This is a genomic window from Halomonas litopenaei (assembly GCF_017303055.1).
In the GTDB taxonomy this organism is placed as follows: Bacteria; Pseudomonadota; Gammaproteobacteria; order Pseudomonadales; family Halomonadaceae; genus Halomonas; species Halomonas litopenaei_A.
Genome location: NZ_JAEKJT010000001.1, coordinates 409,012 through 423,375, shown reverse-complemented (window position 1 = coordinate 423,375; position 14,364 = coordinate 409,012). Strand labels below are relative to the sequence as shown.

At 61.2% G+C, this 14,364-nt stretch carries 15 protein-coding genes; 7 read left to right on the top strand and 8 right to left on the bottom strand.

What is annotated here, in order from left to right; genetic code table 11:
• Nucleotides 1-2: 2 nt before the first annotated feature.
• The 3 genes from JF545_RS01915 to JF545_RS20125 all read right to left on the bottom strand — a co-directional run bounded on the left by JF545_RS01915 (nucleotide 3) and on the right by JF545_RS20125 (nucleotide 3,052).
• Nucleotides 3-806 (bottom strand): glycosyltransferase, encoded by an 804-nt coding sequence (locus JF545_RS01915; RefSeq protein WP_206937992.1) that lies wholly within the window; start codon nucleotides 804-806, stop codon nucleotides 3-5.
• Between the two features lie 210 nt (nucleotides 807-1,016).
• Nucleotides 1,017-2,486, bottom strand: a complete 1,470-nt coding sequence (locus JF545_RS01910) for an MBL fold metallo-hydrolase (protein WP_206937990.1) — start codon at nucleotides 2,484-2,486, stop codon at nucleotides 1,017-1,019.
• Nucleotides 2,487-2,521: 35 nt separating this feature from the next.
• On the bottom strand, nucleotides 2,522-3,052 hold the full coding sequence (locus JF545_RS20125) for a pilin (protein ID WP_347401296.1): 531 nt from the start codon (nucleotides 3,050-3,052) through the stop codon (nucleotides 2,522-2,524).
• Between the two features lie 228 nt (nucleotides 3,053-3,280).
• Between JF545_RS20125 and pilB the strand changes: the two genes are divergently transcribed.
• Nucleotides 3,281-5,113: a type IV-A pilus assembly ATPase PilB gene (pilB, locus tag JF545_RS01900; protein ID WP_347401295.1), complete on the top strand. Its 1,833-nt coding sequence runs from the start codon at nucleotides 3,281-3,283 to the stop codon at nucleotides 5,111-5,113.
• Between the two features lie 423 nt (nucleotides 5,114-5,536).
• Nucleotides 5,537-6,676, top strand: a complete 1,140-nt coding sequence (locus JF545_RS01895; RefSeq protein WP_242520558.1) for a type II secretion system F family protein — start codon at nucleotides 5,537-5,539, stop codon at nucleotides 6,674-6,676.
• Nucleotides 6,677-6,783: 107 nt separating this feature from the next.
• Here the strand turns inward: JF545_RS01895 and JF545_RS01890 are convergent, their stop codons facing one another.
• Both JF545_RS01890 and JF545_RS01885 read right to left on the bottom strand, forming a co-directional pair.
• Nucleotides 6,784-7,302 (bottom strand): L,D-transpeptidase, encoded by a 519-nt coding sequence (locus tag JF545_RS01890; RefSeq protein WP_206937986.1) that lies wholly within the window; start codon nucleotides 7,300-7,302, stop codon nucleotides 6,784-6,786.
• A 156-nt stretch (nucleotides 7,303-7,458) separates the two neighbouring features.
• Nucleotides 7,459-8,121: a TetR/AcrR family transcriptional regulator gene (locus JF545_RS01885; protein WP_206937984.1), complete on the bottom strand. Its 663-nt coding sequence runs from the start codon at nucleotides 8,119-8,121 to the stop codon at nucleotides 7,459-7,461.
• A gap of 313 nt (nucleotides 8,122-8,434) precedes the next feature.
• Between JF545_RS01885 and lexA the strand changes: the two genes are divergently transcribed.
• Together lexA and dinB are read left to right on the top strand one after the other, a co-directional pair.
• Complete coding sequence (lexA, locus tag JF545_RS01880; protein WP_206937983.1) at nucleotides 8,435-9,100, top strand: transcriptional repressor LexA; 666 nt, start codon at nucleotides 8,435-8,437, stop codon at nucleotides 9,098-9,100.
• A 159-nt stretch (nucleotides 9,101-9,259) separates the two neighbouring features.
• Nucleotides 9,260-10,318 (top strand): DNA polymerase IV, encoded by a 1,059-nt coding sequence (gene dinB, locus JF545_RS01875; RefSeq protein WP_206937980.1) that lies wholly within the window; start codon nucleotides 9,260-9,262, stop codon nucleotides 10,316-10,318.
• Nucleotides 10,319-10,394: 76 nt separating this feature from the next.
• Here dinB and JF545_RS01870 read toward each other — a convergent pair whose 3' ends face one another.
• The gene (locus JF545_RS01870) at nucleotides 10,395-10,703 is read right to left on the bottom strand and encodes a hypothetical protein (protein WP_206937972.1); all 309 of its coding nucleotides are present in this window, start codon (nucleotides 10,701-10,703) and stop codon (nucleotides 10,395-10,397) included.
• A 394-nt stretch (nucleotides 10,704-11,097) separates the two neighbouring features.
• Nucleotides 11,098-11,400, bottom strand: coding sequence for a succinate dehydrogenase assembly factor 2 (locus tag JF545_RS01865; RefSeq protein WP_206937970.1), 303 nt, complete (start codon nucleotides 11,398-11,400; stop codon nucleotides 11,098-11,100).
• A 247-nt stretch (nucleotides 11,401-11,647) separates the two neighbouring features.
• On the opposite strand from JF545_RS01865, the gene JF545_RS01860 reads away from it, so the two are divergent.
• The 3 genes from JF545_RS01860 (at nucleotide 11,648) to lapB (ending at nucleotide 13,513) form a co-directional block, all read left to right on the top strand.
• A complete protein-coding gene (locus JF545_RS01860; protein ID WP_045994571.1) occupies nucleotides 11,648-11,944 on the top strand; it encodes an integration host factor subunit beta in 297 nt (98 codons plus the stop codon).
• 84 nt (nucleotides 11,945-12,028) lie between these two features.
• Nucleotides 12,029-12,334, top strand: coding sequence for a LapA family protein (locus JF545_RS01855; protein ID WP_206937961.1), 306 nt, complete (start codon nucleotides 12,029-12,031; stop codon nucleotides 12,332-12,334).
• Nucleotides 12,335-13,513: a lipopolysaccharide assembly protein LapB gene (gene lapB / locus JF545_RS01850; RefSeq protein WP_206937959.1), complete on the top strand. Its 1,179-nt coding sequence runs from the start codon at nucleotides 12,335-12,337 to the stop codon at nucleotides 13,511-13,513.
• Between the two features lie 15 nt (nucleotides 13,514-13,528).
• On the opposite strand, the gene pyrF is transcribed toward lapB, so the two are convergent.
• On the bottom strand, nucleotides 13,529-14,227 hold the full coding sequence (gene pyrF, locus JF545_RS01845) for an orotidine-5'-phosphate decarboxylase (protein WP_206937950.1): 699 nt from the start codon (nucleotides 14,225-14,227) through the stop codon (nucleotides 13,529-13,531).
• Nucleotides 14,228-14,364: the final 137 nt, after the last annotated feature.

Genomic DNA, 14,364 nt, shown 5'->3' with positions numbered 1-14,364 from the left:
TGCTATTTTCTCAGCGTTCTGTATACCAGCTTTAGTATAGAGGTTGGCAATAACCTTGGTGGGATACGAAAGATCATAAACCTCAACGCATCGAAAGAACTAAAGTAGTCAAGCTTGACCAGACTACTAAGAAGCTTAGCCTCAACTCTTACATACCTAAAGCCACTCCTTTTTGTTAAAAAATTCTCCCCTAATCTAAAGTCCACCAGTACATCATCTAAGTTGACGAGGCAAAACCCCTCATTAATCATGCGGCACCACAACTCGTAATCCTGCGCGTAGTATAGTTTTTCATTATACCCGCCTACACTCAACACATCTTTTTTTCGGAACATTACAGTAGGGTGATTGAGTGGATTTCTAGTTTTTGAGAAGGCGACTATTTTATTGCTTTCCGCTCCTTTTTTAATTTTTGTGACTCCGTCAATCGTAAATTCGCACACAGCCCCGCCAACAACGGATACCGTTGGGTTCGTTTCCATATAGGATAATTGTTTTGCGAACCTGTCACCTCTTGACACATCATCTGCATCCATCCTGGCTACATATTTTTTACTACAATACTCTAGACCAACGTTAAGCGCTTTAGCCAACCCCAGATTCTTCTGTAAACTGACAACTTTCACAGTCGTGTCTACAATACCATCCAGCCCTTTTGCATACTGTTCTAGCTCTTCAGCTACTGGCCCATCAAATACTATTACTAATTCATCATCTCCATTTATTTGGCTGATCACGCTCTCTATAGATTCTTTAAAATAGGTTAATACATCGTTTTTGTACACTGAAATTAGCACTGATATCATTTAAACACTCGCGAATAGAATTTTTTAGCCTGCATGGCCTTACACTCTTTTTTATTTATGATTATTTCAAAAGTTTTTAATAATCACGACAACTTTATTGCGCGCTTAATATTGCCTCTACAACTGAAAAAACATTTTGAAAAGGTTTTTCGAGAGTAAAAAGCTACACATGCATAACAGCTGTTACTTGCTTAGCATTAAACTTGCGAACTAAATCTTAACTGGCCATGTGACGATTAAAAAGTACGTAGCAACTTTGACAAACTTGCGCCCTAACCCCCTCCTCGTCCCCTCACTTCCATGCACCAACCGCACCTCCCCCACCGATTCCTTGGCGCTTCGCACAAAGTTCAGCAGGTCTTGCTGGTCTGCATGGGCGGAAAAGCCGGAGATGGTCTTGATCGTGGCGTTGACGGCGACCTTTTTCTCTTCGAGGCGGACGTAGCTGCCTGGTGTTGCCCGCTGGATGTCTCGCCCTGGGGTGCCTTCGGCCTGGTAGCCGACGAACAGCACGGTGTGTCTAGGGTCTGGTAGCAGTCGCGCGAGGTAGTTGACGACGCGACCTCCGGTGGCCATACCGCTGGCGGCGATCACGATGGCGCTGGTAGTCGTCTCGGCCAGCCGTTCCACCATGTCGAGGTGGTCGTCGTGGCTGTCGATGGTCACAAGGCCATCGAAGCTTAGGGGGTGGCGGCCGTCTTCCAGTCGCTGCTTCGCTTCATTGTCCCACCAGGGCTTCAGCTCGCGGTAGACCTTGGTAAACCTGGCGGCCAGTGGTGAGTCAACAACTACCATGGGTATCGGAGGCGTTTCGCTGGGCTCGGGGCCTGGGCTTTCTGTCTCGTGCTGGCCCTGCAGCTCGTGCAGCAGGGTCTCTATCTCGTAGAGGAGCTCTTGCGTGCGGCCGATGCTGAAGGCCGGAATGACCACGCTACCGCCCTCGCGCTGTGCACGATAAATCATTTCCTTGAGCTGTGCGCGCCGCGTCCTGCGGCCTTCATGCCGACGATCCCCATAGGTGCTTTCCAGCACCAGGACGTCGGCTTTTTCCAATGGGGTGGGGTCCGGCAACAGCGGAGTGTCGGGCGGCCCCAGGTCCCCCGAAAAGACGTAGCGATTATCCAGACTGGCGCGCTGGTCCTCAACATCAATTTCAACGTATGCAGAACCGAGTATATGCCCCGCGTTCTGGAGACGCACCTTGACCTTGAGTTGCTCTTCGTCTATGCAACTTTTCCAGACACCATAAGGACTTGGCTCAAGATGCATCTCGACTCTATCAAGAAACCGCTCGATGAGTCTTCTGTCTCGGGTAAAGCCAATTTTCAGTGCATCTTCAATTACCAGCGGTAGTAGCTTGGCACTGGGCGGGGTACAAATTATGGGGCCTGTGAAGCCGGCGGCCAGAAGATAGGGAAGCCGCCCGACATGGTCGATATGCACGTGGGTAACCACCAGCGCGACGACATCTTCGACGGAAAATTCGATCTGGTGGCGTTCGAAGCTGCTCTGCCCTTTCAGGTCGCTGCCCTGAAACAGCCCGCAGTCGATCAGAATGGCCTGGTGTGGGGTGATCTGGAGCCTGTGGCAGCTCCCGGTGACGCCGTCGGCGCCACCGTGATGCACAATCGCCGGAGAATCCGACGGTATACGATTTTCTTCAGTGGATCTGTCGGACATTAGCGACCCTTTGGCATTTACTTCGGTATTTACGCTTAACTGCCGAGGGCGTCATCGACATCCATAACGGGAGGAATGATCAGTTTTACCGCTTCCGTCTTGAATTTCTCTGAGGAGGGGGTTGCGTATAGCTCACCGTCCTTATCCGCCGTACCGCCGCTTCCTTGAACGCCTGCCGTGTACTTCACACTGGTGTCCAGACAGGCTGACCAGGAATAGGCGTCCTTGAGCCCCGTGTTAGCCACGTCCACCTCCGCAAGGGTTCCCTCTATCGACAGCGCCGTTCGTGCGGCCGCTAGCTCCTCCTTGCAGGCATTCACCGCCGCTCGTTTTTGAAAGTTGGTGTACTGCGGTATCGCGATGGCGGACAGCAGGCCAATGATGGCCACGACCACCAGCAGTTCGATCAAGGTGAAGCCGCCCTGCCCTTGCCGCTGTGTCGGCTGTGCCTGCACCGCGGCGCGTGGATCGGCAGCCGAAGCCGTGGTGGTGGGCTTTTGCATGGCACTCGCAATACGGACTTCAGTGCACGCTGTCGCCGCGTGTGACGGATGGTGTGCGTCCATGACGACTCTCTCCTCAGTGGGACTTGACGTATCGCCGGACCGGGAGGTGCGGCGGGGAATATCGGGATAGTACGCCGGACCTCGTGCCGCGCAGGGCTGAGCGCGCTGAAACCTTGATATGCGTCGGGTTGCTAGCGCAAAACACGCGCTGCGGCGCAATTGACCACTCGCTGAGGCGTAAACTGGCGCTATTGTCGACGCTGGATACTGGCTCGCAGAGGAACCACTGTGCCGTTTGATCAAACTGTGGGGGACAGACACGCCCAGGGGCCACACAGCGGCCTGGGGCAACGTCTGGTGGCCCTGGGCCTGCTGCCACCGCTGGAGGCGCTACGCGCCGAGCACGACGCCCTGGCCCACGGAAGCACCTTGCTGCGCCATCTTGTCGAGACGGGACGCGTCGAACCCGGTCCCGCGACTCGCGCAGCGGCGGAGGAGTACAACCTCGACTTTACCGATTTAAGTACGGTGGTGGCGGAGCAGCTGCCGCCCCTCAGCCACTTCCCCCAGGCGTTACTGCGAGAACACCAGGTACTGCCCCTGGTACTGGATGACGACCATCTGCACGTGGCCGTGCCCTACCCGTCCACGCTCGCTCGACTGGGTGAGCTGCAGTTCGTGGTGGGCAAGCCGCTAAAGCCCGCGCTGGCACCCATGGATAAGCTCTCCCTACTACTGGACGCCTACCTGGGCGAGGCCAATGCCGAGGATATTGCCGATGCCATTGGCGAGCTGGGCCCTGAGGCGCCACCAAGCCGCAGCCAATCCCCTGCGGTACAGGGACAGAGTCGCGGTGAGCGTTTCAGTCGGGCGGAGCCGCGCCGGGTAGCGGGAGACGAAAGCGAGCTCGACGAGGACCTTAGCAGCGGCCAGACGGCTAGCCTCACCAGCCAGGCCGACGATGCCCCGGTAGTGAAGTTCGTCAATACCATCCTGCGGGACGCGGTCAGAAAGCGCGCCTCGGATATCCACTTCGAGCCCTTCGAGGACCGCTTTCGGGTTCGCTTTCGCATTGATGGGCTGCTCCATGAAGTCGCTCAGCCGCCGTTCAACCTGCGCAGTCGCATCGCCTCGCGTTTGAAGGTCATGGCACGCATGGATATCTCCGAACGGCGCCTGCCGCAGGATGGCACCATCAAGGTCCAACTGGACGACGGCGAGGATATCGATTTTCGCGTCAACTCCCTGCCTACGGTCTACGGCGAGAAGCTGGTGCTGCGCTTGCTGGCCTCCGCCACCGCCCGTATCGGGATTGAACAGCTCGGCTTTTCACCCAGCCAGCGAAAGCTGTTCGAGACGGCCCTGGCGAGCCCTCAGGGGATGATCCTGGTGACCGGCCCCACCGGCAGCGGCAAGACGGTCACTCTGTACACGGGCATCCACTTGCTCAACAGCACCGAGCGCAATATCTGCACTGCAGAAGATCCAGTGGAGATCAAGCTGCCTGGGGTCAATCAGGTCAATGTGGCGCCGCGTATCGGGCTGGACTTCGCCCACACCCTGCGGGCCTTTCTGCGCCAGGACCCGGACGTGGTGATGGTGGGAGAAGTTCGCGATCGGGAGACCGCCGAAATCGCGATCAAGGCAGCCCAGACCGGCCACCTGGTGCTGTCGACGCTGCACACCAACTCCGCCGCCGACACGCTCTCCCGGCTCGCCAACATGGGGATCGAATCCTTCAATATTGCCAGCGCGGTCACCCTTATCGTGGCCCAGCGTCTGGCTAGGCGCTTGTGCCCCCACTGCAAGGCACCGGTACAGCTGCCGGAGGATGTGCTCATCCACCACGGGCTGAGTCCGCTACAGGCCCAGCAGGGCAGCTTCTATGACGCCGTCGGCTGCCGCCAGTGCACCCAGGGCTACAAGGGTCGTGTGGGGCTGTTCGAGGTCGTGCCGGTGGACGAGCACATGCGCCGACTGATTCTCAGCGGCGGCAGCGCCGACGAGTTCGACACCCTCGCCCGCAGCCAGGGCTTTCCCAATCTGCGCCGCAGTGGCCTGGAACGGGTGATGGAAGGCGTCACCAGCCTGACGGAGGTCTGCCGCATCACCACGGCGTAGCGGCTTTCCTCTTTCCTTTAATTCTTGATGCGAGATGCAGACCACGTGCCCTTCCGCGACCGTTCGTCCTCTCACTCGTCCTCGCCTGTGTATCGGGATCACCGCCCGTCCAATGGCGACGGTCCCGGTTCTGATCCTCGTCCTGGCTCTGCTTCTGGTTCTGGTGCTGGACATGGAGATGATCACAGTGGAACGGATCAGAGCACTCGCCTGATCGCCGGCCTGCCTACCGGCAGGGAACGCGCCACTTCACCTCCCCCTGCTGTCGACGCTTTTCATCACCCCATCGGCAGCCCGGGTGTCAGGCCTGATGTGCGCTCAGGTGCTCGAGCAGATACGGCTGGGCGGTCAAGGTCCGCGCAGCAACGGCAGCTCTGCTGGAAGTGGAAGGGAGAAGATCGCCAGGGCCTGGCCTGCACTGGGATGCTGCTGGCCTCTAGGCGACCCGATGCGCAGCGTCAACTGCACCTGCTGGGCATCACGCCGCGTAAGCTCAAACCCGCCGGCAAGTTGGCCCGCTATCAAAGGCAGATCAAGCCCAGGGACCTGATGCTGTTTTCCCGTCAGCTGGCCACCCTGCTGACTGCCGGTGTGCCGCTACTGGAGGCCTTTCGGGTGCTGGCCGACAGCCTGTCCAACCCCGCCATGCGGTTGGTTGTGCAGGCCCTGGGCATGGATGTCAGTGCTGGTGCCAGCCTGGCGCAGGCGCTGTCCCGACAGGGAGCCGCCTTCGACAGCCTGTACGTCAATCTAATTGCGGCAGGCGAACAGTCGGGCACCCTGGATCAGATGCTGGATCGCCTGGCCAATCACCTGGAGAAACGCGAGCTGCTGAAGGGGCGCGTGCGCAAGGCGCTCTGGTATCCCGCCACTGTGGTGGCAGTGGGTATGGCGGTCAGCGCGATCCTGCTGATCAAGGTGGTGCCCCAATTCGAGCAGATGTTCGACGGAGTGGGCGCGAGCCTGCCTGCCATGACTCAGTGGACCATTCTGCTGTCGGAGTTTGCTCAACGCTGGTGGCTGGTCACGCTGGGAAGCCTGTTCACCCTGATCGCGGCGGTTCGTTGGCGGGTGGCGAAGTCCCAGGCGGCTCGTCTCAAGCTTCACGCCCTGTCGCTGCGGCTCCCGGTGGTGGGGACGATTCTGGATCACGCGGCGGTGGCGCGCTTCTGCCGCACCCTTGCCACCGCCTTCGCGGCAGGGGTACCGCTGGTAACCGCACTGAAGACCGCCGCCGGCGCCTGCGGCAACGATGTCTACCGCCGGGCGGTATTAGCGCTGCAGGCCGATGTCGCCAGCGGACAGCGACTGCACCTGGCGATGCGGCGAACACAGCGCTTTCCGTCGCTGGCCTTGCAGATGGTGGCTATCGGGGAAGAAGCCGGCGCCCTGGATAGCATGCTAAGCCGGGTGGCCGACCACTACGAGCGGGAGGTGGATGACCGGGTCGATACGCTGACCAGCCTGCTGGAGCCGCTGATCATCGTGGTGCTGGGGGTGGTGGTCGGCGGCCTGGTGCTGGCGATGTATCTGCCCATCTTCCAATTGGGCAATGTGGTGTAACGGGCTCCCATCTAGACACGGCGCGTCGAGGGTGTCGTTGAGCCCAACCTAAGAGCTGTCAGCTCAGGCCGTTAATGGCGGCCTGACGGGCCTCTTGAGCGGAGACCTTAATCGTGCAGCCACACCGGAGTACCTGGGGGCGCCTGATCGAACAGCTTCAGCAGGGCATCGTCCCGCAGTCGAATGCAGCCGTGGGAATCGGCCACGCCCATGGGCTTGTCCGGTGGAGTGCCATGGAAGTAGATGTAGCGCCGCTGAGAGTCGACGTTACCGCCGCGATTGACGCCCCGTTCCAGGCCGCACAGCCATAAAATGCGCGTCAGTATCCAGTCCCGCTCGGGGTTATCACGGCCCAGCTCGGCGTCGAACACCTCTCCGGTTGGCCGGCGCCCACGAAAGACGGTACCTACTGGCTCTCCACCCCCAATAGCAGCGCGAATGTAGTGCCAGCCAAGCGGCGTCTGGCCGCTGCCCTCTTGCTGGCCAGTGCCGGCAACGCCGGTCGACACCAGGCACTGCCAATCCGGCTGCTTGCCCCGCCACAGCGTCAATTGCTGGGTGGAGGTGTCGACCTCCACCCACACGCTATCGGCGGGCGGCAATGCTTCAAGTCGCGGTGTCTGCATCGTCTCTCCCTGTTTGTTTACGCTGCAGCTGTACCTGCCGTGTTGCCGGTTCGACGCGTCACCGCCCGGGTGGTTCCAATGCGGATTTGGTGTCGGGCCTGGCTTTAGGTTCTGGCTTCGGGCTCTAGTTTCGGGCTCTGGCTTCGGGCTCTGGCTTCAGGCCTGAGAACTGGCCTGCGGCGGCTCCGGCAAGGGAGCCTTCATGGCCGCGACCACCACTGGCCGCATCCGGCGTGCCAGGTCGCGCACCGACACGTGCTCGTCGTAGTCCTTCTCGGCGATGTCGCGCAGGGCATCGAGGCCAGACAAAGTGAAGATGACCGTACCCAGCACAAAATGCAGGCGCCAGAACCGTTCGGAATCCGGCAGCTCCGGGGTCGCCTTGCGCACCAACGCCACAAAGCGGGTAAACACGGTGCCGTACTGGTCCTGGATATAGCGGCGCAGGTGCCCCTGGGCCTGGCTATAGGCCAACCCCAGCAGGCGCATGAAGACTTTCAGGCTATGACGCTCCGCTGGGACTTCCAGCACCGTCCTGGCCATGGTTTCCAGCAGCACTTCCAGCGGTATGACCTTGCTGCCGTATCCACGCTCCAACTCATCGATGGCGGCGTGGAAGCGGTCGGAGAACGGGTCCAAGTAGCGCGAGAAGACCGCCTGGATCAGCGCCTTCTTGGAGCCAAAGTGGTAGTTGACGGCGGCCAGGTTGACCTTGGCCTTGCCGGTAATGTTGCGCAGCGACGTTTCCGCGAAACCTCGTTCAGCGAAGAGGACCTCGGCGGTGTCCAGAATGCGAGTCACTGTATCGGTCTGGGCCATTCGCGGGCTCCGTCCAGTCAGTCAGGGCAGTTGGAAACAATTGTTTGAATGTTAGCCGGAGTGTAAGGGAGGCGCTCTCTACGCACAATCAACCATCGCAGACGGTGTTTGAAACGTGTGCATCAGACCGCTCATACCGGTGCCACGACGCCTCTCACCCCAAACGCGAAATTCGAGGCAGATCACCGTTTTACTGGATAGGCATCCATACTGTACACTTCACCAAGGGTGCTGAAGGTACCCGCTGTCTGGCAGCACGCTGGGGCTACCCTGCCGCTGCCGTCCTGACTCACCGCCGCCCGTGGGAGGCCGCATGACACGTCCCCTGACCCCTCGCCAGCAAAACGTCTATGACTTTATCGTCAAGACCATGAACGAGCTGGGGTACCCGCCGACCCGTGCGGAGATCTCACGCGCACTGGGCTTTCGCTCCCCCAACGCCGCTGAAGAGCACCTGCGCGCGCTGGAACGCAAGGGCGCCATCCGGGTGATTCGCGGCACCTCGCGAGGCATTCGTCTGCCAGCCCAGGAAGCCGACACCACTGCCGCCAACGATGCGCCACAGGACACCAGTCCCGTCCAGGGCCTGCCGATCATCGGTGAAGTCGCCGCGGGTAGCCCCATCCTGGCGGCAGAGCATATCGATCGTTACTGCCCGCTGCCGCCTGACTACTTCACACCGCGTGCCGACTACCTGCTGCGCGTGCGCGGCCTGTCGATGAAGGACGTTGGCATTCTGGAGGGCGACCTGCTCGCCGTGCACCGTACTGAACGCATTCGCAACGGCCAGATCGTGGTGGCACGCCTCGAGGACGAGGTGACCGTCAAGCGTTTCCAGCGCGACGGACATCACGTCACCCTGCAGGCGGAAAACCCCGACTTCGCTCCCATCACCCTGGACCTGCGGCGGGACAGCCTGAACATCGAAGGCGTTGGAGTCGGTGTCATTCGCGGTGGCAACGGCCAGGCCCTGGGTTAATAGAAAGGTTAATAGGAAGGTTAATGCGAAGGTTGGTGCTGCGGTTAATGCTGGGGTCAACACTGGGGTTAACACTTAGGCTGACGCTGAGCTAGGCCGAGACCCCGCCTCACCCTTTCGGATGGGTAAATAGACGCCGCGCCGCTGCCAGGCCAGACCATGACGGAACCGGTACGCAAGATTCTTCACGCCGACTGCGACTGCTTTTACGCCGCCGTCGAGATGCGCGACAACCCGGCCCTGCGGGATATCCCGCTGGCCGTGGGTGGCGCCCGTGAGGGGCGTGGCGTCATCACCACCTGCAACTACCCGGCGCGCAAGTTCGGTATCCATTCGGCCATGCCGACCTCCCGCGCCCTGCGCCTGTGTCCTCAACTGACGCTGGTGCCACCCAACTTCGACAAGTATCGCGAGGTCTCCGCCCAGATCCAGGCCATCTTCCACGAGCTGACGCCGCTGGTAGAGCCGCTATCACTGGACGAGGCCTATCTGGACGTTACTGATGTCGCAGGCTTCAAGGGCAGCGCGACCTGGATGGCCCGCTGGCTGAAGGAACAGTGCCTGGCACGCACCGGTATCACTGTGTCCGTCGGAGCTGCCCCGTCGAAGTTTCTCGCCAAGATCGCCAGCGACTGGGACAAGCCAGACGGCCTGACGGTCATCCCCCCGGACCAGGTCGAGTCCTTTGTGCTGGCCTTGCCCGTGCGCAAGCTGCACGGTGTGGGCCCGGCTACCGGGGCGCGCCTGGATGCGCTGGGCATTACCACCTGCGAAGAGCTGCGCGCCCAGCCCATTGATCGCCTGCTGGACGAATTCGGCAAGTTCGGCCGCCGCCTGTACGAACTGGCCCGCGGCATCGATGAGCGGCCGGTCAAGGTAGAGCGTGAACGCAAGTCGATCAGCGTCGAAAGCACCTACGGACGCGACCTGCCCGACTTGAGCGCCGCGCAGTTGGCACTGGTGGAGCTGTGCGAAAAGCTCAAGGCGCGTATCGACCGCAACGGTCGGCCGCCCCTGGCTGGCGTGTTCGTGAAGGTACGCTTCGATGACTTCACCACCACTACCCTGGAGTCCCGCGGCCTGGAACCTGACCCCGCGACCTTTGCGCAGCTGCTGGACCAGGCCTGGCAACGGGCACAACGTCCGGTGCGCTTGCTTGGGGTTGGCGTCAGGCTGCTGCCACAAGAGGCGCGTCAGCAGCTGACCCTGCCCTTCTAGGTGCCCGCTACCCCCGCTCATCATCATGCTACGACGTGCGAACGCCGTCCTCTCACGAGTCGCGTTTCTCGTCGCATTATTGATCGTGCTCGCTCGCCAGGCGCCCCTTGTTCGAGGCCTCCATTCCCAGCAGGTAACGCTTGAGCTGCCACCATTCACCGGGGTCCACGGCGTCATGCCACAGCCAGTGGGTTCGGCCATGCCAGCGCAGGGCGATCAGGTAATGACCCACACTGATGCAATAGAGGTCGATGTCGTGCCAGGGAGCGTGACTGTCTTCTGAGGCAGTGACGGGCCCTCGCCCGTCCTGACAGACGCCAGGACGCCACTGCCAGTGTCCGGGAACAGGCACTGAGACGGACGCCAGCCCGGCGACAAACGTCATGACGCCTTGCCTCCATCGGCGCCATCGACAGGGCCATAGATTAGGAAATCGTCCAGGGCAGCGACAGGGGCTCAGGTACATCTGCAACCTCGACACAGGCGGCGTGGAAGACAGTGTGGAAGACAGCGGGGAAGACAGTGTGGAAGGCAGCGGGGAAGACAGTGTGGAAGGCAGCGTGAGGGACGTCGCGGACAAAATGGCAGAAGGCGACGCGGCCGGCGTGGCCTGTGGCCCAGGCAGGCAGCGCAACTGACCGAGGAGAGGATGGCGGGCGCTGCGAATCAGCACAGCTCCGAGCAAGGCAACAGCATATCCCCCGAGCGGGGAAGGCAGGACGATGGCGACGATCAGACTGACCGCCACCACCACTGCACCATGGGCGAGATGCTGTCGGTCAGAGGCCCCGATTGTGGCCGTGACCCGTGGTCTCTGCATAGTCCACGATCATCTGCACGATACGCCGGCGAGTCGGCTCTTCCGGCCATTCGCGACGCATCAGCCATATAAACAGGTCCTGATCCTCTTCGGTGATCAGGTCGCGATAGGCGGCCTTGTCGGCCTCATCAAGTTCATCGTAGCGGTGTTCCAGAAACGGCAGCAACAGAAGGTCCAGCTCCCACATGCCGCGACGGGAGTGCCAGTGCAGGCGCTTGCGCTCGGCCTCGAGCTGAGAGGCCGCGGAAGACGGTTGATCCAAGGGGAACCTCGTCTGGGATGTTAAGTGTGGCGCCAGTATAGCGCAGGCACCAGCGGCGGGCAGCCGCACGGCGGCGAAAAAGGTGATGCCGGGCAAGGGCCTGCCACGAATGTCGATCAATGTAGTGCGTTGTTTTATCAACACTTGAAAAGTATGCTATCTAAAAACAAGGGACTGCGATCGACGCGGTCCTCGACACTGGCCTGACCAGCGCTCATCACCCAGATGGGACTCACGGAGATAACCGATGACAAAGTCCGAACTGATAGAGCAGATCTCCATGCGGCAGCCCGAGCTGTCGATCAAGGACGTTGAGGCTGCGGTGCGCCTCATTCTGGATGACATCACCGACACCCTGGCCGATGGCGGGCGCGTCGAAATTCGTGGCTTCGGCAGTTTCTCTCTGCACTATCGGGAGCCACGGGTGGGACGCAACCCCAAGACCGGCGAAGCGGTGGAGCTGGAAGGCAAGTTCGTGCCACACTTCAAGCCAGGAAAGGAGTTGCGCGAACAGGTCGATGCCAGCCGTGCGCTGGGATACTAGCGACCAACGTCTGGGCCCACTCGCGCCAGCGTTTTCCGTTATCTCTGGCTCAACCTCTCTTCGTCTCACTACGGGAAGTCACACATGCGTTGGCTAAAAGGCCTGATCATGGCCATCATTCTGCTGGCGGTACTGATCATCGGTATCCTGTTCGCGACCAATAACCAGCAGGCCCTGCCGCTGAACCTGATCTGGTTCGAGCTGCCCGAGGCATCCCTGTCCGTCTGGCTGCTGGCCTCCCTGGCCGTGGGCGTCCTGCTCGGCATGCTCGCCATGACCGGCGTCTACATCAGGCTGCGCACGCTGCTCACCCGCGCCCAGCGCCACAACCAGCAGCAGCGCAAGGAACTCGACCGCCTTCGAGTGCAGGAGATGAAGGAACTGCCCTGAATGCCGGATCTCCTGCTACTGGGCCTGCTGGTCGTCGCCCTCGCCATTGGCTGGGCGCTCGGCCGGCGGGAAAGCCGTCCGCAACAACGCCCTGCCCCCAGCCTGCATCGCGACTATTTCGTCGGCCTCAACTACCTGCTCAACGACCAGCAGGACAGGGCCATCGAAACGTTTATCTCCGCGCTTGAAGTGAACAGCGACACCATCGAGACCCATGTCACCCTGGGCAACCTGTTTCGCTCTCGCGGAGAGGCCGACCGAGCGGTCAAGATTCACCAGAATCTGCTCGCCCGGCCGTTCCTCGATGCCCACCAGGGCGCCTGGGTCCAGCTCGAGCTATCCCGTGACTTCCTGCACCTGGGTCTGCATGACCGTGCCGAACGGCTGCTCAAGGGTCTGGTCAAGGAGGACACCCACGCCGAGATTCGCCACCACGCCAAGCGGCTCCTGGTGGACCTGTTCGAGCGTGAAGGGGAATGGCAGAACGCCATCGAGGTTGCCGTACCGCAGCTGACCCGCCAGCACGACGACCTGCGCCGCGCGGCAGCCCACTGGCATTGCGAGCTGGCGGAGATAGCTCGCACCTCCAATAGCCATGGGGTCGCCCGCAAGCACCTCAAGCAAGCGCTGTCCATCGACGAGCGCTGCATCCGCGCCAATCTCGTGCATGCCAAGCTGTGCCGCGACACCGGCCAGTACCGCCAGGCGCTGAAGTTTCTTGACCGTATTCCCCAGCAGGATGTGGTGTTCATCCCCACCCTGCTGGAGCCGCTGGAGCGCACCTATCAGCTGCTGGACGATGCCGAGGGCCTGATCGAACACTTGCGGCGCCTGCTGGAGCTCAACCCCTGCACCAGCGTTATTGTGCTGCTGGCCCAGACGCTCAGGCAGGTACGCGGCAACGATGACGAAGCCATCGAGCTGATTACCGAACAGCTAAGGAAGGAGCCGAGCCTGGGCGGCGTCGATTATCTGATGGGGCTTTACCAGCGCAGCGGCGCTGACGCCGGTGACACTCGCTTTGATCTACTGCGTCAACACACGCAGCCGCTGCTGAAGGCGTTGCCGCGGCATCGCTGCCGACGCTGCGGGTTCTCGGGGGAACACCTGCACTGGCAGTGCCCCCGTTGCCGCAACTGGGGCACAACCAAGCCAATCACCGGCATCGAGGGCGAATAGCGCTGCAACAGAGCGTCAGCCCTTGAGCTCGTCCTCGATCGCCGCAAGAGCGGCCATCGGATCTTCTGCCTGGGTCACGGGCCGCCCCACCACCAAATGGGTACTGCCCGCTTCCATCGCCTGCTGGGGCGTCATGATCCGCCGCTGATCCCCCGCCTGGGCAAAGCTCGGGCGAATGCCCGGCGTGACCTTCAGGAAGTCTTCGCCACAGGCTGCCTTCAGACGGGCGGCCTCCTGGGCAGAACACACCACGCCATCCATGCCGCTATCCTTGGCCAGCTTCGCCAGGTGCTCCACGTGCTCGTCCAGCGGCGACGACACGCCGGTGCTCGCCAGTTCATCGGCGGTCATGCTGGTCAGCACCGTCACGGCGATCAGGTGGGTCGACAGCCCGTTCTGTTCAAGACGCTCACGGGCCGCTTCCATCATGCGACGACCGCCACAGGCGTGAACGTTGACCATCCACACGCCCTGCTCTGCCGCCGCCTGCACCGCTGCGGCCACCGTGTTGGGAATATCGTGGAACTTGAGATCGAGAAATACCTCGAAGCCGCGACCGTGAAGGGCGTCGAGCACGCTTGGCCCGCTGCGAGTAAACAATTCCTTGCCGACCTTCACGCGGCAGCGTTCCGGATCCAGCCGGTCTGCCATGCACAGGGCGGCGTCCATGGAGGGGTAGTCGAGGGCGATGATCAAGGGAGATGAGGGGGTCACGGCGGCCTCCGGCGAGAAGTGAACGAAGCGCTGGCGCCCTGCTGATCCGGGAGTACTGCCCTTGCACGGGGGGCAATACCGAGGCCTTGAGCCAGGCCCGCTACCGGCTAGCCCGCAGCAGGCAAAGGGCGCCAAAT